This window comes from Microbulbifer mixtoriginis (SeqCode) (genome assembly GCF_052466865.1).
The window spans coordinates 3793262-3810376 of sequence record NZ_CP174293.1; the positions used below are offsets into that span (position 1 = coordinate 3793262).

At 43.0% G+C, this 17115-nt stretch carries 27 protein-coding genes and 3 pseudogenes; 4 read left to right on the top strand and 26 right to left on the bottom strand.

Translation table 11 applies throughout. From position 1 onward, the window contains the following. Window positions 1-19 precede the first annotated feature (19 nt). The 5 genes and pseudogenes from ACJJJA_RS17065 to ACJJJA_RS17085 form a co-directional block, all read right to left on the bottom strand. A pseudogene (locus tag ACJJJA_RS17065) lies at window positions 20-742 on the bottom strand (IS3 family transposase); the annotation flags it as partial. Window positions 743-929: 187 nt separating this feature from the next. Then, window positions 930-1211, bottom strand: coding sequence for a transposase (locus ACJJJA_RS17070; protein WP_444902846.1), 282 nt, complete (start codon window positions 1209-1211; stop codon window positions 930-932). Between the two features lie 91 nt (window positions 1212-1302). Next, on the bottom strand, window positions 1303-1965 hold the full coding sequence (locus ACJJJA_RS17075) for a hypothetical protein (protein WP_444902847.1): 663 nt from the start codon (window positions 1963-1965) through the stop codon (window positions 1303-1305). Then, window positions 1958-2269 (bottom strand): hypothetical protein, encoded by a 312-nt coding sequence (locus tag ACJJJA_RS17080; protein ID WP_444886880.1) that lies wholly within the window; start codon window positions 2267-2269, stop codon window positions 1958-1960. Before ACJJJA_RS17080 ends, ACJJJA_RS17075 begins: the two co-directional genes overlap by 8 nt. Window positions 2270-2350: 81 nt before the next feature. Beyond that, on the bottom strand, window positions 2351-2794 hold the full coding sequence (locus ACJJJA_RS17085; protein ID WP_444902848.1) for a hypothetical protein: 444 nt from the start codon (window positions 2792-2794) through the stop codon (window positions 2351-2353). A gap of 325 nt (window positions 2795-3119) precedes the next feature. Between ACJJJA_RS17085 and ACJJJA_RS17090 the strand changes: the two genes are divergently transcribed. The 3 genes and pseudogenes from ACJJJA_RS17090 to ACJJJA_RS17100 all read left to right on the top strand — a co-directional run. Beyond that, on the top strand, window positions 3120-3278 hold the full coding sequence (locus ACJJJA_RS17090) for a hypothetical protein (RefSeq protein WP_444902849.1): 159 nt from the start codon (window positions 3120-3122) through the stop codon (window positions 3276-3278). Window positions 3279-3344: 66 nt separating this feature from the next. Further along, window positions 3345-3668, top strand: a complete 324-nt coding sequence (locus tag ACJJJA_RS17095) for a hypothetical protein (RefSeq protein ID WP_444886883.1) — start codon at window positions 3345-3347, stop codon at window positions 3666-3668. 13 nt (window positions 3669-3681) lie between these two features. Next, window positions 3682-3807, top strand: a pseudogene (locus ACJJJA_RS17100) (IS110 family transposase); the annotation flags it as partial. 47 nt (window positions 3808-3854) lie between these two features. On the opposite strand, the gene ACJJJA_RS17105 reads toward ACJJJA_RS17100, so the two are convergent. The 20 genes from ACJJJA_RS17105 to ACJJJA_RS17200 all read right to left on the bottom strand — a co-directional run bounded on the left by ACJJJA_RS17105 (window position 3855) and on the right by ACJJJA_RS17200 (window position 15378). After that, window positions 3855-4661: an amidohydrolase family protein gene (locus ACJJJA_RS17105; RefSeq protein WP_444886884.1), complete on the bottom strand. Its 807-nt coding sequence runs from the start codon at window positions 4659-4661 to the stop codon at window positions 3855-3857. Window positions 4662-5175: 514 nt separating this feature from the next. Further along, window positions 5176-5475 (bottom strand): hypothetical protein, encoded by a 300-nt coding sequence (locus ACJJJA_RS17110; RefSeq protein ID WP_444900145.1) that lies wholly within the window; start codon window positions 5473-5475, stop codon window positions 5176-5178. 193 nt (window positions 5476-5668) lie between these two features. Further along, the gene (locus ACJJJA_RS17115; RefSeq protein WP_444900144.1) at window positions 5669-5905 is read right to left on the bottom strand and encodes a hypothetical protein; all 237 of its coding nucleotides are present in this window, start codon (window positions 5903-5905) and stop codon (window positions 5669-5671) included. A 68-nt stretch (window positions 5906-5973) separates the two neighbouring features. Next, the gene (locus ACJJJA_RS17120; protein ID WP_444902850.1) at window positions 5974-6372 is read right to left on the bottom strand and encodes a VOC family protein; all 399 of its coding nucleotides are present in this window, start codon (window positions 6370-6372) and stop codon (window positions 5974-5976) included. Between the two features lie 183 nt (window positions 6373-6555). Further along, a complete protein-coding gene (locus ACJJJA_RS17125) occupies window positions 6556-6855 on the bottom strand; it encodes a hypothetical protein (RefSeq protein WP_444902851.1) in 300 nt (99 codons plus the stop codon). A gap of 122 nt (window positions 6856-6977) precedes the next feature. Beyond that, a complete protein-coding gene (locus tag ACJJJA_RS17130; RefSeq protein WP_444902852.1) occupies window positions 6978-7430 on the bottom strand; it encodes a hypothetical protein in 453 nt (150 codons plus the stop codon). 99 nt (window positions 7431-7529) lie between these two features. Continuing rightward, window positions 7530-8417: an IS3 family transposase gene (locus tag ACJJJA_RS17135; protein WP_444902853.1), complete on the bottom strand. Its 888-nt coding sequence runs from the start codon at window positions 8415-8417 to the stop codon at window positions 7530-7532. Beyond that, window positions 8369-8722: a transposase gene (locus tag ACJJJA_RS17140; protein WP_252085131.1), complete on the bottom strand. Its 354-nt coding sequence runs from the start codon at window positions 8720-8722 to the stop codon at window positions 8369-8371. The genes ACJJJA_RS17135 and ACJJJA_RS17140 overlap by 49 nt, the downstream gene beginning before the upstream one ends. Before the next feature lie 97 nt (window positions 8723-8819). After that, window positions 8820-9182 (bottom strand): hypothetical protein, encoded by a 363-nt coding sequence (locus tag ACJJJA_RS17145; RefSeq protein WP_444902854.1) that lies wholly within the window; start codon window positions 9180-9182, stop codon window positions 8820-8822. 78 nt (window positions 9183-9260) lie between these two features. Further along, on the bottom strand, window positions 9261-9791 hold the full coding sequence (locus tag ACJJJA_RS17150; protein ID WP_444902855.1) for a hypothetical protein: 531 nt from the start codon (window positions 9789-9791) through the stop codon (window positions 9261-9263). Window positions 9792-9878: 87 nt separating this feature from the next. Further along, complete coding sequence (locus ACJJJA_RS17155; RefSeq protein WP_444902856.1) at window positions 9879-10154, bottom strand: hypothetical protein; 276 nt, start codon at window positions 10152-10154, stop codon at window positions 9879-9881. Window positions 10155-10252: 98 nt separating this feature from the next. Beyond that, entirely contained in the window at window positions 10253-10549 is a 297-nt protein-coding gene (locus ACJJJA_RS17160) for a hypothetical protein (RefSeq protein ID WP_444902857.1), read from the bottom strand. Between the two features lie 250 nt (window positions 10550-10799). Then, window positions 10800-10994 (bottom strand): hypothetical protein, encoded by a 195-nt coding sequence (locus ACJJJA_RS17165; protein ID WP_444902858.1) that lies wholly within the window; start codon window positions 10992-10994, stop codon window positions 10800-10802. A 111-nt stretch (window positions 10995-11105) separates the two neighbouring features. After that, window positions 11106-11630: a hypothetical protein gene (locus ACJJJA_RS17170; protein ID WP_444902859.1), complete on the bottom strand. Its 525-nt coding sequence runs from the start codon at window positions 11628-11630 to the stop codon at window positions 11106-11108. 91 nt (window positions 11631-11721) lie between these two features. Beyond that, a protein-coding gene (locus ACJJJA_RS17175) for an IS3 family transposase (RefSeq protein WP_444902689.1) occupies window positions 11722-12905 on the bottom strand; the annotation gives its coding sequence in 2 pieces (ribosomal slippage) (window positions 11722-12623 and window positions 12623-12905; 1185 coding nt in all). 72 nt (window positions 12906-12977) lie between these two features. Further along, window positions 12978-13373 carry a hypothetical protein gene (locus ACJJJA_RS17180; protein WP_444902860.1) on the bottom strand — a complete coding sequence of 132 codons (396 nt, stop codon included), beginning with the start codon at window positions 13371-13373 and terminating at the stop codon, window positions 12978-12980. Window positions 13374-13479: 106 nt separating this feature from the next. Beyond that, window positions 13480-13908 (bottom strand): hypothetical protein, encoded by a 429-nt coding sequence (locus ACJJJA_RS17185; RefSeq protein WP_444902861.1) that lies wholly within the window; start codon window positions 13906-13908, stop codon window positions 13480-13482. 84 nt (window positions 13909-13992) lie between these two features. Beyond that, window positions 13993-14400 carry a hypothetical protein gene (locus ACJJJA_RS17190; protein ID WP_444902862.1) on the bottom strand — a complete coding sequence of 136 codons (408 nt, stop codon included), beginning with the start codon at window positions 14398-14400 and terminating at the stop codon, window positions 13993-13995. Window positions 14401-14586: 186 nt separating this feature from the next. Next, window positions 14587-14898 (bottom strand): hypothetical protein, encoded by a 312-nt coding sequence (locus tag ACJJJA_RS17195; protein ID WP_444902863.1) that lies wholly within the window; start codon window positions 14896-14898, stop codon window positions 14587-14589. A gap of 99 nt (window positions 14899-14997) precedes the next feature. After that, a complete protein-coding gene (locus ACJJJA_RS17200; RefSeq protein ID WP_444902864.1) occupies window positions 14998-15378 on the bottom strand; it encodes a DUF7674 family protein in 381 nt (126 codons plus the stop codon). A 342-nt stretch (window positions 15379-15720) separates the two neighbouring features. Here ACJJJA_RS17200 and ACJJJA_RS17205 point away from each other — a divergent pair. Continuing rightward, a pseudogene (locus tag ACJJJA_RS17205) lies at window positions 15721-16662 on the top strand (IS110 family RNA-guided transposase). A 37-nt stretch (window positions 16663-16699) separates the two neighbouring features. Here ACJJJA_RS17205 and ACJJJA_RS17210 read toward each other — a convergent pair. After that, a complete protein-coding gene (locus ACJJJA_RS17210; protein WP_444902865.1) occupies window positions 16700-17053 on the bottom strand; it encodes a hypothetical protein in 354 nt (117 codons plus the stop codon). Between the last annotated feature and the right edge of the window lie 62 nt (window positions 17054-17115).

Genomic DNA, 17115 nt, shown 5'->3' on the forward strand with positions numbered 1-17115 from the left:
ACGCCGCCTTATATTCATCTTATGCCGCCATTCTTTCATATTCATCTGGGCTTTTGACCCCAAGTGAACCATGTCTTCTTTTAAAGTTATAGTACCTATCAAGATACCAAGCTAAGTTAGTTCTTAGCTCCTCAACAAACTCAAAATTAAATCCTTTAAAACTCTCAGTTTTCAGTGTTTGAAAAAATGATTCTACATACACATTATCATTCATAAATCTTGGACGGTTCATGCTCGGCTCAATACCCAGTTCTTTGAGTCGGTTTTGGTATGCATAAGCACCGTACTCAGAACCTCGGTCGCTGTGAAACATTAGATCTGATTCTATATTTCTACGACGAATAGCTTTTTTTAGCGCTGACAGTGTTAGCTCAACAGTTCGAGTATCCGACAGCTCCCAACCCAACACTTTTCGGGAGTAAAGATCAATAATCACAGCTAAATATTGCCATTGCCCATTGATCTTCAGATAGGTTACATCACCAGCCCATTGAGAGTCTGGTTTACTCGACATACCATGCTCTCTTTGTAAATTTTCAACCTTAGTGCAAGGATTTCCAGGCAAAGGGCGTTGACGATAGATCCTTCCAGCTTTCCCCACGATTCCAGCCTCACTCATAAGGCGCTCAACGCGTTTGTGATTTATTCGTTCAGCATTAGCTTTCAGCTCTGCGCTAATTCTTGGACTTCCATAATTACCATCATGCTGCGCATAGATAGTTTCGATACACGCTAGAATTCGCCTTTTTCTATGTCTCGAGTGCTCTCATCGCGGTTGAGCCACTTATAAAACCCTTGGGGTGAAACATTCAAGTATCTACATAAGTACCTGACACCACGGTCTGATCGATTAAGAGCTATGAACGAGAATCTTTCGGCTTTGGATCTTTCAGGTACATTTCCCACTTTTTTAGGAAATCATTCTCCCTTTACAACTTCTCAACCTGCTTTTTAAGACGTTCTATCTCTTTATCATCAGTTTGAGACTGAGTTTTCGTTATCTTTGTCATACTTATTCTACGACTGGGTTTCTCGACCAGCTTGCCTTCTCTACTTTCCTGTCGCCATCTATACACCATTACTGGATGCAAACCAATAATGTTGGCGATAGTAGTCGTATCTACTTTCAGGTGATTAGTGAGGGCTACCACTCTAATTTTGAACCCTGTTGAATATTCAATAACCCGCTCTTCACTCAGTATTTTCGGCATTTTCCCTACCCTATTCAAAAGGTAGGCTTCTACTCAATGGGGAAAGGTTTCAGAGGAGGTCCAGCCTCGCAGGGCGCCATTGATTGATTTGTTATATCTTTTCATATGCCTCAATAAACTGCTTTACTATGCCTTCATCAAGCTCTTTCGCCGTACCCCAGTGATTACGATACTGGATCTCTGCATCAGTTAACATCCTAGAAACTTCCGTTAGACCAGACTCACAACAGAGATATAGAAACACCCAATACCTCTCTATTACCGCCACCATATTTTTATCAAACTTAAATAGGTGTGCGAGCAGCTTGTCGGGTGTATCGATAGAGTGGACAATATTAAAATACTCTTCAGCATCGATTTCTTCCCCCGCATTAATAAACACTTCCCCACTTTCATTATTACTTTCCTCGATCATAGGGGAGGCAAACGCCAGACATCCCTCCTGATCTTCCCTAAGCTTCCTTGGGAGGTAGCCCCAGAATGGAGAATTCTCTTCTCCAAAAAGTTCGGCCATTAGTCTAGAGAATTTTTTCGAATAGAAGTACATATACAAGAAATCGTTATCTTCATCATCCTCGTCAAATTTTGACTCAAAAGAATAATCACCAAATAATTTAATGGATTTTTCGTACTTACTCATGAGTTTCTTTTTTGTTGCATGAGGCATAACGCCGCCAACAAAGTCCCAGCGGTAGCTAGCTCCAGCCGCACTTTTCGCAGTGATTTTGCGTGGCTTTGTAAAGTATTTATTCACTGACAACCTCTGTAATATCCAAGATTCTTATCTTCTTACATTCAGGCTCATTAGACTTAATGTAATCACAGTAGCTAGATTCTGTACCTCTAACTAAAATTGCTTGAATTACTTTTGGGCACACTTCAGCTGCCTTACCCTTTACAAAGAACACCTGCCCCTTCCCTTGTGGACCAGTTCTGAATACGACTCCAAGCTCACCTCTTGCTAGAGGGCCACAATTTGAAACAGTTATCTCGACTTCTTTACTATGTGTTACTACTGAAGCCGAAATTAATATTGCTAAGAAGAGTACTAGTTTCATGCGCTTACACTTAACGTCCCGCGGAGGCCCGAAGGGCCGGAGCTTCCCTGCCTGTGATTGTTATGGTTAATTGGCACGGACCTACTCACCATCGTGACTTACAAGCTTGGAAAGTAATAATTCCTGTGTTTCGAGACACAAAGGGCTGCCGGTAGAAATTGTCCCATTGCCTTTCAATTTTACCAAGGGCCTCGGCTTTACATTTAGAAACAGCCTTGAGTTTTCTATGTACTCCTCTGAAACGCACATAGACACAAGTACATTACCGAAACCGGGGCGCTCCAACTCCAGAGCGATTTCAGCTACTACTTTGCGGTTTGCGTCAATGATATTTAAGTATGCAGAATCGATATATCGATTTTTATTTTCTATATATTCATTAAGAAGTATCTGTACAGATGTGCAAGTTTGGCCCTGATGCTGATACACCTTTACATCACGAACAAAAATGTCTGCGTTAGACTCTTCACACGCAAAGCTATGAGTTGAAAGAACAGCAAAGATCCCCAGTAGTATATTTTTCATTCTGCTCTCTATGAACCATACGACTACAACAGGGGCGGCTGGAACATAGCGTAGGCCGTCCCGCGAAGGGCCAAAGGCCCGTAGCAACCTGCTTGTACTTGTATGGTTGTTCTTGCCCGATTCTGATGTTGAAAATCCTTTTCGCTAACGGGTAAATTGAGACCCACCTTCGGCGGCCACCGAAGGCCTTGCTTGTCACAGTTCGTTGCTGTGCCGGTTCATAAAGACCGATAACAAGTATGAACGTGACAGACACTCAATAGGCATAACTCGAATAGTCATGTGGGCCTCGATCCCGAATAGCAAGGCGGAGATAGCTTATCTTATGGAACCTCAAGAGATCAATGTCGGTATCGATACCAGCAGTAAACAACTCGATATTTATGTGAGATCTAATGGTCAGTTCTTTAGTGTAACCAATAACAAAGAATGTATTAAAACGCCATTAAACAACTACAACCGCTTAAACCTCAAAGAGTATTAATATAGTCCATAGGAAGACTAGAATTAGAATTCGTCTGTGCTGCTCATAAAGCGGGACTGCCGATAGTTGGATGCAATTGATATCGCATATTTTGGTGAAGCTATGAAGCCAAGATTGTCATCAATCCAACCAGAAAAACTAAAAAATATCAGTGATTTTCTGACGGTCAGGAACCAGTGCTTAGAAATGAGCACAATGCAAAAGAATCGTCTCAAGAGAATGCCTAAGTCTGTTTACAAGCCCATTCAGGCTATCTTAAAAGACATCAAGAAAGAGCTAGAAGGGGTCGATAAGCAACTTGATAAACTTGTTAACAGTGTTGCCGTGTGGCGACAAAAACGCGATCTCTTATTAAGTGCTAAAGGAGTCGGCAATACAATGCCACCCTAAATTAAAGCCAATGTATGAGCGCCTGGTCGCTGCTGGTAAACCAAAGAAAGTAGCCCTTATCGCATGTATGAGGAAGCAACTTACCATCCTAAATACAATGGTAAAAAACAACACTTACTGGGATGAGAAAACGGTTTAAATATTTGACAAAGGGCCATAGTCACTTGTTAGGCCACACCGCTCTGACTATAAATTGAATATTCGGCATGCGTTACCACTCAAGAAAAGCTCCTCCACATCTTCTCCCAACGCCAGCTCTGGAAGATTCTCGAGCGCTTTGGCGGGCATGATCATTGGGTAATTTGTGCCGAAGAGAACTTTGTTGCGGCCATGTCCTCGCATAAACTCGACTAGAGGCTGTGGGTATCTCTTAGCGGTGTACGCTGACGTGTCGATGTATACGTTTTCGTGCTTTGTAGCCACCGCAATAGCCTCATCTGTCCAAGGATAGCCAATGTGACCACCGACGATTTTTAGCTCAGGAAAATCCAGGGCCACCTGATCTAGGTAGATAGGTCGACCAACCTCCGACGGCATGAGCGGCCCGGTGTGACCAATCTGGGTGCAGAACGGAACACCAAGATCACAGCATGCTGTGTACACGGGATAAAACCGACGATCGATCGGCGGCACCTCCCAAATCCAGGGCAAAACCCGAATCGCTTTGAAACCTAGTTCGTTTACGCAACGTCGGATCTCTCGAACAGCCTCCATCGGCTTCGAGATGTCCACTGACCCCACGCCAACCAACCTGTCAGGTGCCTTAGCCACGAAACCTGCGACTTCATCATTGGAGATCATGACATTTCGGGGAGCAACCCAAGCCGATATCAGACTGCGATCCACACCACCTTGATCCATCATTCCGAGAGTCATCTCTATCGGGATTTCTGTTGTCGGCATAGGCATCTTCGTCCACCTGCGTAGCGACTTGAAGACTGGATCTTGCGAGTGCCGTAATGTTGGGTGCTGTGCCCAAGCATCAACAATCATCTACTTTTCTCCTTTGCTGCTTAACGCCGCACTAAGTGGCAAAACATTGTTGGCTAAAATAATGAACGTAGTGAACAACAGCCAACTGTTTTTTGTCCGTTCTTGAGTGCTTTGTTATGTTTTACTACACTGTTTTATCAATTGAAAAAACTTACTAGCCAATCGAACGTAAAAATGCTTGTAAGAATTTTCAAACCTACGAGGCCAACAAACAGAACTATTAAGGCTACTTTAAGTTTTTTACTTTTGATGTTATTCCAGAATAATAACTTAGTCTTAAATTCACTTTTTAACTCGGCTATATCTTCTTTCACACTAAATCCCTTTAGTCATCACAAATTTAAAATTGAAGCTAAGAATCAATAAAAACACAACGCCCGAAACAGGGGCGGCCAATGCTGTGCACATTTTGTGCGAAACTGGGAGCGCAGCGATCCGCACAAAATGTGCACTGCGTTGGGCGTCCCGCGGAAGCCCGAAGGGGCGGAGCATCCTGCTTGCGTTTGGTATGAATTTAGCACGCCACTTCACGAATCTCTTCAATTGCAGGTAACCCAGAAAAAATGCCGACTAGCCCAAACACATAGGTAGTCTTACCAATACACCCTTCCATCTCGGAGTGAATCCTGCCATTTCTAATTGCTGTGTCGGAGAATAACAGTAAACTCAATACGTTAGCTGGAGGCCGTGTCTGTAAATTAACATGATCTTTTGATGGAATTAATACTAAAACATTGCCTCTGGGTGGTTTGTACATATAACCGACAACTTGAACATGATTGCCGTAGTAACTTTCAAACATACCGACAACCATAGGCAAATCTCCTCACATGAACCCGCCGGACGGCTTATTACTACAAGCGGTCAGCCCCAAGAGAACTAGAAGTAGTATTGATTTAGTATTCCTCATGAATTCATAAGCCGTGGTTTGGGGCTGACATGGAGCGCCAGTGGAATGGCAGTCCCAGCCGAAGGCGACAACACCGCCTTGTTATGTGAGATTAAGGCTAATCTTGAAAATCCCATGGAATTTCCTTTTTAAATAGAGCAATAGTTTGCTCTACTAGCTCTAAATCGAGATCCTTTTTGTAAAGAGTGACTTCTCTAGTTTTTTTGGAGTCATCACGAAAAACCTCCAACACCATATCCTTTCCGGTGTATACCTCTACGCCGATGCCATCCCTATCACCACCGACATCACTAGCTATTATGTACTTTTCAATTTTGGGGAATTCAATACTCATACTCTGGAACTACGTTATCACTTAATGCCGCATTCAGGTACGCCGTAGGCGTCACCTGGAATGCTTTGTTAGCTGCGTGCTGGTTGGTGGAACTCTATAACATTGTCATCTGGATCTCTTATAAAGAAAAACTGAGCACCGTTGTATTCGGTTTCACCTGTTATAGTAAAACCCAGAGCTTCGACGTTACTTTTGGCTGAGTCATAGTCTGTTATTTCTAAAGCGATGTGCGTATAGCCTGGATATTTCATATCACCTTCCATTAGCACATTTTTCCTTGGTGCATCCTTTGAAGCATTAAGGATCAAGTTGATGTTAACTCCTGATGGATGCTCAACTATAGCTACTGGCTCAGGGCCTACTGGGCCAACTATAAACTCAAAACCTAGCTTGCCATAGAATTCACGAGAGACATCCAAATCTCTAACCCTCAATCCTACATGATTAATTCTGGTTATATCTTTCATCATCGTTCCTTGATATTGAGTGTAAATGATTCGGAGCAGCTAACGCCGCCGGCAGGGGCAGCTTACCTTGTGCACATTTTGCGCGACAATGGGAGCGCAGCGACCTGTGCAAAACGTGCACAAGGTAAGCTGTCCCGCGGAGGGCCGAAGGCCCGGAGTGAACTTGAGTAACTTGTTAATGGCTTAACCCTCCGGCGGCAACATATTACCAAACAAAGCCATTAAACTTAGCACAACAAAGATAACCCACCAGACTATGTAAGCCCCTCTAGTAAATTTCTTTTTCCCGCGGCGAAAAATGGCAAGAGGTATACCTACTATTGCAAAAGCAATTAGAACACTGATTATGGCACGGCCAAAAACAAATCCTATGTCATATGCTGAAGGTCCTTCGTTAGTTGCAATTAGGCTGGCAGTAAAATAATTGAATGCCAAGCTCACAAGAAGCATTACCAACGTATTTATATTTAGTTTGTTATTCATTGTTTTCGATTGTACCCGCGCCCATTAACGCCCCGCTAAGCGGCGAGCGAAGCAACGCGTAGCGAGTCCAGTGGAGGCTGCGCTTTTCGCGGCCGGAATAGTGCTTGAGCGGCTTGTTATGTTTATGACCAAACCAACCCCACCTCAGATGCCTCAGTAGAGCAGCAAAACATTAAGTTACAACCATGGCTACTCTGTTGCTTTATTAAATCTCGCATCTCTTCGATAGCTTTAACCATTTCTTGATAAAACTCAGGTTTCTTTGGCTTACGAGGAACATCTACTTCTGATACATTAGCAAGTGCAAAATCACCAAGCATTAAGCTCCTACCACTGATGGCATTCCATGATGCTGCAGCTTCTATATCTCCATTATCTACCGCCCTCATAAATCGCTCATTTGAAAATTTATTACTTGATATAACAGCTCGTAATGAAGACTCAACTGTGTCAATACATACCGTTGCCACATGCGACTCATGGTCATGATACAAGGCAAAGGTATATATATCTAATTCACGCGCTTTGGCCTTCCTAAGCCCTTCATAGATTATTTTTTTAAATTCTTCTCTCATAATTACCACAAACTAAAATACATAACGTTGCCAGCAAGGACAGCCGAAGCAAAGCGTAGAAGCCTCCCCCCTTAAAGTAGACACCACCTTATATTCATCTTATGCGGCCATTCTTTCATATTCATCTGGGCTTTTGAACCCAAGTAAACCATGTCCTCTTTTAAAGTTATAGTACCTATCAAGATACCAAGATAAGTTGGTTCTTAGCTCCTCAACGGATTCAAAATTAAATCCTTTGAAACTCTCAGCTTTCAGTGTTTGAAAAAATGATTCTACATACACATTATCATTCATAAATCCTGGACGATTCATGCTCGTCTCAATACCCAGTTCCTTGAGTCGGTTTTGGTATGCATAAGCACCGTACTCAGAACCTCTGTCGCTGTGAAATATTAGATCTGATTCTATATTTCTGCAACGGACAGCTTTATTTAGCGCTGACAGTGTTAGCTCAACAGTTCGAGTGTCCGACAGCTCCCAACCCAACACTTTCCGGGAGTAAAGATCAATAATCACAGCTAAATATTGCCATTGCCCATTGATCTTCAGATAGGTTACATCACCAGCCCATTGAGAGTCTGGTTTAATCGGCATACCATGCTCTCTTTGTAAATTTTCAACCTTAATGCAAGGATTTCCAGGCAAAGGGCGTCGACGATAGATCCTTCCAGCTTTCCCCACGATTCCAGCCTCTCTCATAAGGCGTTCAACGCGCTTGTGATTTATTCGTTCACCATTAGCTTTCAGCTCTGCGCTAATTCTTGGGCTTCCATAATTACCATCATGCTGCGCATAGATAGCTTCGATATACCCAAGAATTCGCCTATTTTCTATATCTCGAGTGCTCTCATCACGGTTGAGCCACTTATAAAACCCTTGGGGTGAAACATTCAAGTATCTACATAAGTACCTGACACCAAAGTCTGATCGATTAAGAGCTATGAACGAGAATCTTTCAGCTTTGGATCTTTCAGGTACATTTCCCACTTTTTTAGGAAATCATTCTCCTTTTGCAATTTCTCAACCTGCTTTTTTAGACGTCTTATCTCTTTATCATCAGTTTGAGACTGAGTTTTCGTTGTCTTTGCCATACTTATTCTACGACTGGGCTTCTCGACCAGCTTGCCTTCTCTACTTTCCTGTCGCCATCTATACACCATTACTGGATGCAAACCAATAATGTTGGCGATAGTGGTCGTATCTACTTTCAGTTGATTAGTGAGAGCTACCACTCTAACTTTAAACTCTGTTGAATATTCAACAACCCGCTCTTCACTCAGTATTTTCGGCATTTTTTCCTACCCTATTCAAAAGGTAGGCGTCTACTCAATGGGGGAAGGTTTCGTCCAGCCCGCTTGCGGGCGATTTTGCCTGCACTGGTTATGTGTTTTACTTGAACGTAAGTTTGATAGCGTCATTGTTTACACTAATTTTTTGAACAGGAGCTGATACAACTTTAACTTCCCAATATTCATCTTTATCAATTGAATCAATGCATAAATTGACATTGAAAACATACTCTTCGTTTTCGCGACATTTTGTAACTATCAAGTTCTCACAATCTGACTTCCAAGAAATCTCATCTACAGAAGATAAGCTAAGAAGTGCACCTAGAGGACTATTATTCTTGGAATAAATAAAACTTCCAGAGACTGAACAACTCTCCCTTTCGATCCTTATCGTACCCGAGCAATCGATTGATCCTTTAACGATATCACTAAACGATATTTTCGTATCTCCAATTTTTATCAATCTATCTCTCCTGACACATAACGCCGTGCTCTGGGGCAAACCGGAGCGCAGCGTAGGTTTGTCCCTAGCAGCACTTTGTTAAGTCCCATATGTTTCTCGATATTTTTCAAGATAAGGCAAAAACTCATGATACTTATTTTCAATTTCATGAATTATGTCTGAAAATCGTTTAAATACTTCTGAACTTTGCTTTTCTTCTAGACTCTCGGAATACTCCGTGTCTTCAATATCGTTAAGCATATAGTAGAAATATTCACAGTCCTCTCGCGCATAATTGCCATCAGTATGATCGCCGCACTCCAAGAGAAATGTTGCCCATGATATTTCATTTCTTTTATATCGAAGCCATTGAGCGGCAACAAATTCATCATTGCATTTTTCAGAATCAAAACTTTCAAATGGTTCTGAATAGGCATATGTATTTAAATGGCCAATTGCCGTCTCTGTATGCTTAGTTGCCGCAAGCTCCAATATCCATAACTCTGGCTCATCTTCAAGCAAGATTCGTTCATCAGCCCAACACATGTAGTGCTTGTAGCAGATAAGTCCAGCATCAAGCATGGTGGCCAGACTGACAGCTTCTCTCTTTGTTATAGCTCTTTCTAGCACGATACTTCCAGTGGCTTAACGCCCGTAGCATGGGAAAATTTGGAGCGCAGCGGAAAATTTTTCTCTTACCTACGCTTGGTATTTTTTTCACTTGCTTAAGCCCAAAGCTATTATGCAAACAAAGAACATGGCACAAAAAATACCTGGTATAAAACGCCGCAGCACTACACTGTAAGATGCTTCTCTTTGCGCTGATAGAGCTTCATACATTCCACTGCCAACAGATAGTAAGAGTGCTGCTAAATAAAACGCCATCGGCAAGCCGTAAAGCACGCCTTCCCAGCCTTGCCTGAGTGACAATAGCAACCAGATAAGTAGAAACAACCAGCTAAATACTTCACTAATATTTGCTACTTTATTCATGACTCTCTGAAACATAACGCCTCAATAACCCGCAGCTGAAACGCAGCGAAGCGGAGTGTAAGCTGTCGGGCGCCGAAGGCGCGTAGTTAATTGATTTGTTAAATGTAAGAGCACACTGCACCTATGATAAATAGAACTATTATTGCCACTTGGATTTTATTGGCATTACTTTGTTCAGCTTTGGCTTCAGGTGTATCAGTCACTCCTACCTGATGATCGAACCCTCCTTCATCAAGATCTTCGTTGAAGATGATGAAGCCATTAATCAAAACAGCGATCATTACCAGTAACATTGCTGTTAGCCAGTAGAATCCCGTGAAGTACTGGATACCCAAACCAAATAGAAGACAAAAAATAATCATTATTGCTGCGGGCTTTAGGTCAATGCTATTCATCTTCGAGTACATTTAACGCCCGCATTTGCGGCTGGTTTGGAGCGCAGCGAAAAACCAGTCCGACAACATACGCTTGTTAAATTTTAGAGAGCTTGCCAAGTGCGATACTTGCGGCATTGGATAAACGCTCCCATTCAGGTGGATTTATGAATTCATGGATGTCTGGAGGGTTCTGCGGTGTATCTTTAGAAACAGCCTCCAAAGCCTCATCGAACTCTTGGAGAATGCTTAATTCCCAATCAGTAAAGGCCTATTTGTACCAATCCTGCTCCTTGAGGATTTGATAGCAGTCTTCCCACTGATTGAATAGCTCCGCTGAAACATACGCAATAGGAGCCTTGGCCTGATAATCTAACAGCTCCTCCTTTGAGGAAATTAGATCAAGCACTTCAAACACTTCCTTTCTGAAGTTTGTTTTTAATTGTTCTCGGAGCTCAGTATCCATATTGAAATTTAACGCCTGCATCATCAGCCGGAGGTAATTGGAGGCTTTTTTGCAGCTCTACCGCAAAAAAGGTGCAAATTGCCGGAGGTCGGGTGTATGCCCTGGTTATGTTTATTTCTCGTTCCATGCTAACCCCAATTGGGTTGCCACTACAAAATCACTAAATTCTACAAAGAATAAAATGTACTCATCACCTTCATCATCAAGAAATCTTAAAGTCGTATGTTCTTGACTAATAAATCTATTCCAAGGGCCATCTTCTTGGTCTGATGTTGAGATAAGACCATAATACTCTATTAGATTCCAATCTAAATTATCCAAAGCCCTAGTTTTGGTATCCGATATTTTCTTATAAATATGATCGATGAATAATTGATAAGTAGTTTTGTAATCAGATTGTTTTTGATCTATGAGTTTTCCAAACTCACCAATACTTTTTATTGTGTCTTCGACAATAGAGTTTAAACCAGCATCCTTTTCGACAAGCGTTGCACTAAACATCCTTTTCGGACAGTCGATCACACACCTTAATGCATTGAGGAAGCCATTCAACTCAATTACTGCAGGCTCTGCTCTATGAATTTCAAGATTATTTGTTTTAATGGAACGACCTCTCAAAAAACATAACGCTGCCAACAGCGGCAGCTTTGGAGCAGCGAAGCTGCGGAAAAGCTGTCCAGCACACGAAGTGTGTGATCTTGCCCCGATAAAACGGACACACTACTTTTCATACTGCTATTCGCTCATATTCCATTGGTGATTGATAGCCTAGAGCTGAATGCAGCCGCCTACGGTTGTAAAAATCATTAATATATCGAGCCAAAGCATACTTTAGATGGCTCATTGTCTGGAATCTAGTTTCTCTAATCAGTTCAGCTTTTAAGCTATGGAAGAACGATTCCATATGGGCATTATCCGTACATTTACCCGCTCTACTCAAGCTATGCTGGATTCCATATTTTCTCAACTCTTTTTGATACTCGGACCCTCTGTACTCTACACCTCTGTCCGTGTGTAATATTAATCCCGGTTGTGATCCTCTTTTCCTTACAGCATTCATCAGGGTTCTTCGGGTTAATTCTGTTGTTCTTTTCGTATCTAAACTCCAACCGATTACTCGGCGAGAATACAAATCCATCACCACTGACAAGTACTGCCATTGACCATTAACCTTTAGGTAGGTTATGTCAGCAACCCAAACTTGATTCTTGCTTTTAGGCACAGCTCCATCCGGTCTAAGATTCTCCCCAGAGGCTAGGAAACGCTTTATGCCTGGTGCCCTACGTGTCACTCTCGTAACTCTGGCTACGACTCCTAATTCTTGCATCAGCCGGGCTACGCGCTTACGGCTAACTTCATATCCCTTGGTCAGCAGGGCTTTCCAAATTCTTGGACTACCATAGCGCCCTGCAGAGTCATCCGAAATCTTTTGAATCTGAATCTTTAGATCATCATCTTGGTGTTTTCGGTGCGATCGCTGCCTCTTCAGCCAATCATAATAACCACTGCGCGATACTCCCAGCCACTGACAAGTTCTTTTGATACCTAGTTCTGATCCGAACCTCTGGATAAATCGATATCTTGCTGATGTTCCTCCGCAAGAAACCGTTGCCACTTTTTTAACAAATCAAGCTCCTGCTTTAATTTACGATTCTCCGCCTCTAAACGCTTTACCCTAGAAAGTTCTTTCTCTGCTTTAGAGACTACACCAGTAAGCTTTCTTCGTTTATCTGCCACAATCTTCCCCTCCTGAAACTCTTTTCGCCATCGTGACAGCATGCAAGGGTGAATGTCGAGAGTTTCGGCCACTTCCTTAACTTGAACACCCTCTATCAAGCTAAGCATTACCGCTTTCACTTTGAATTCGTTTGAATACTGCCAAGTCTTTCTAGGTTTGTTGTATTTCGGCATAAGACCCCTCGTCTGTTTGACTTTGGTGTCCGTTAAAACGGGGCAAGATCAGTGCGCTGCTGCTTGGACTTGTTAACTTTGTCCATACTCTGATAATAACTCCAATGTTATACAGGCTGGAGTTTTACCTATACCTTTTTCATGCGCTGAGATTTCCGGCGCCACTTCTAACCACGACTCAACCTCAATGATTTTCGTTGCTTCTCGATTAGTAAGAACTTCGAACTCATAGAAAGTCTTATTTGTTGCCAGCCAGGAGCCGATCCATAGCGTACCCCCTTGATCAGGCACATCACTCAAACTTATCAAAATACCAGAATCCTTAGTATGCCCATGTGTCGCTAAAACTTCAGGTAGCCAAGACACCCTGCCGAATGAGTCCGCGCACTCTTTCATTTCAAGGTATGTGAGCTCATTTTGTTGGGCTACATTCTTATTCCTAATCTGACGTAAATCTTCGATACTCATAGAAAGTTAACGCCTTGCTAAGGGGCTGCCGAAACGCAGTGTAGGCTGTCCCACGGAGCCCGTGTCTTTTGCGGCCGGAGTGTACTTGAGCAACTTGTTATATGGCTCAATGCTCTGCAACCCCAAATTGAGACAACATATTGGAAGGCAACGAAAACTTAACCTGGTCATTGTGCGTGGTTAGCTGCGTTTCACCCGCGAAAAGAGTTAGCGAAACTGAATATGTTTGGTTGTTTTTAACGCCAGGTATTACTGGTGACTGCAACTGAAGCTCTAATGTGCCAGGCTCAATGGCTCCCTCAGCATAAACCGGTCTGCCATTTGGGATAGTGCTTTCGAAAACCGCTTTATAGGAAGTGGCAGATTCACTGGGCTTGAGCAGGGTATATATCATTGCGTACTTGACGCCTGCATTGCGTTCCATAAGAAAGCCGCCGCCTTCTGTTTTGACATATTCTGATACAGATGGTGCTGGCATATTGGAACCGCACGCCGACAAAACCAATACAAATAGTGAAGTTAGAAATATTCTCATTCGTTCTCCAATGGTGGTTTGGCCATATAACGCCCACAGCAAGCGCGCGCTTTTTGCGTCGCTTTGACTGTGATTGTTAGGCATTTAGTAGCTATGGACTTGCCCGCTAACTGCAACAAAGCTATTGCCGCCTTTTTGTTTGTATTGCCATGATTCGTAGCCCGCTGAAATAGCTACAACCTCAAGAACAAAATATTCGCCCAGTTTAATCCTGATGTCACCAACTAAATCATTACATTGCGCTGACAGGATTTCATGCTCTGCCATTTCATTTAGAGCGGCCTCACCATTAAATGGTTTGTCACGGCCGAACATTTGATCATGGTCATCGCTAGTTGAGCATATGCAACCATCCTCGATCAGACGCCACATACACTCAATATTAAGTGAGTCTCCATTGGCAAAGTGGATAAGCCAACTTTTCGATGGTTTATCAAACTTTGCCGACTCAATTCTAGAGCCGACTATATTTTGAAGTGGCAATTTGCTCATTAATTGGGGTGCCTAACGACTACAACAGGGGCGGCTAGAGCGTAGCGTAAGCCGTCCCGCGAAGGGCCAAAGGCCCGTAGCAACCTGCTTGTACTTGTTAACTGCATTTTTCGATTCCCAACTGGTTAGCGTCAGGAAGCTCCAAACCTGTCTCTTTTAATTCATTACCCCAGTGTCTAACTGAAGCTATATATGCTTGTTCAAAAATATACCTAGGTCAAGAAAACTCCCAACTCGATGGAAGGAAAAGTCGTATGCATCCTCGCTCAATGCTTCAACAAGACACTTAACCATCGCTGCCTTATGCTTAGTTGCGTACCCAGATTCTTTAAAGAAGTATTCATCAAATAAATTTTGAAGCTGATCGGATTCAAGCGGATCATACTCGTTGAGCTTTTCCCCCAAAGACTCCTCTCGATCATATATGTCAAATGGACCGAGAAACCATCCTGGACTTGGCTCAAAAGCCATCTTGCTTTTTGGGTGGTTCAGTTTCATGGCTCTCTCAGCAGTTAACGCCCACAGCACGGGCGGCCGGAGCGCAGCGTAGGCCGTCCTGCGGAGGCCCGCAGGGCCGTAGCAACGTGCCTGTGATTGTTAGAGCGGTGCTTGCCCGTGAAACCCGACATAGAGCCCCTTTAGATTCTTAGGCATTACTTCCCAGTACGGCCGAGCATTATCGCTATTAACTTGCCAAAACAGATTCTCTACGAACGCGACGTCAATTGCTTTCATTATTCCACTTTCACCGTGCTCGTACTCTGAACTAATTATTTCAAGAAGTGCCTGATAATTATCAGCTGCCACTTTCTTTTTCATTTCGCTATTCAGGGCATTCGCTAGTGATTCAAACCAAGAATATGAAGAGAATTCCGTTTGGACCAACCTGTTCCAATAGTCATCATATAACTTGTCAGCATGTGCTGATATTTCAGGATAGGTTTCCTTAATTTGCCTACAAAAGGTATCTAAATCCATCTCGCTTCTCGGTCTGGAGTTCTAACGCCGCGCACAGCGGCCGGAGGCGAATGGCGCCTTTTTGTGCTGCGAAGCGCACAAAAGGTGACAATTGCCGGAGGTCCGTTGCTGCGCCTTGTATGGTTGTTCTTGCCCGATTCTGATGTTGAAAATCCTTTTCGCTAACGGGTAAATTGAGACCCACCTTCGGCGGCCACCGAAGGCCTTGTTTGTCACAGTTCGTTGCTGCGCCGGTTCATAAAGACCGCTAACAAGTATGAACGTGACAGACACTCACTAGGCATAACTCGAATAGTCATGTGGGCCTCGAGCCCGAATAGCAAGGCGGAGATAGCTTATCTTATGGAACCTCAAGAGATCAATGTCGGTATCGATACCAGCAGTAAACAACTCGATATTTATGTGAGACCTACTGGCCAATTCTATAGTGTTACCAATGATTAAAATGGTATTAAGGATGCCATTAAACAACTACAACCTCTTAAACCTGAAAGAGTATTGATCGAGTCCACAGGAAGGCTAGAATTAGAATTTGTCTGTGCTGCTCATAAAGCGGGACTGCCGATAGTTGTTTGCAATCCTTCACAAGTAAGAAACTTTGCAAAGTCAGCGGGGCGGCTCGCAAAAACAGATAAGCTGGATGCAATTGATATCGCACATTTTGGTGAAGCAATGAAGCCAAGATTGTCATCGATCAAACCAGAAAAACGAAGAAATATCAGTGATTTGCTGACGGTCAGGAACCAGTGCTTAGAAATGAGCACAATGCAAAAGAATCGCCTCAAGAGAATGCCTAAGTCTGTTCACAAGCCCATTCAGGCTATCTTAAAGGCCATCAAAAAAGAGCTAGAAGGAGTCGATAAGCAACTTGATAAACTTGTTAACAGCGTTGGCGAGTGGCGACAAAAACGCGATCTCTTATTAAGCGCTAAAGGAGTCGGCAATGTACTGGCTTATATGCTAATGAGCGAACTTCCTGAGCTGGGCAAGCTGAACCGCAAAGAGATTGCGGCACTTGTGGGTATCGCCCCGATGAATCGTGATAGCGGCAGCTTCCAGGGTAAGCGCTATATTCGAGGTGGGCGACATCGTGTACGCACGGTTTTGTTTGTTTCTATGATGTCGGCAATACAATGCCACCCTAAATTAAAGCCAATGTATGAGCGCCTGGTCGCTGCTGGTAAACCAAAGAAAGTAGCCCTTATCGCATGTATGAGGAAGCAACTTACCATTCTAAATACGATGGTAAAAAACAACACTTACTGGGATGAGAAAATGGCTTAAATACTTGACAAAGGACCATAGTCACTTGTTATGCGATTTACAGTTTAAAGTTGTAACTTTTAGCATCACAGATAATTGAAAAGCTAGCCTTATCCAATAAATCAGACTCAATCTCTAAAGAATGAACCCGACCATTTACGGTTGCTTTAACTTGATCTGAAGATTCGGTACCAAGCCGAGAAACCATACTGTGCACATACCTTGTTTTACATGGATCGTTTTCAGGCATGACAAACTCGATAATTACGGATTTATCGTTACTTCGCTGCGTATAAACAATACCAATATCTTTTAATTCTTCCACGGTAATTTTATATGGAATCTTCATTTCAGTTCTGGCCCAAGATGAACTTACCGTAAAAGCCAGAATAATTGCTAATAGTCTGATCATTGCTCTCGCATAACGAAAATAGATATGCGGAACCGTTAAGGAAGTTGGCGGTACCTTTGCGT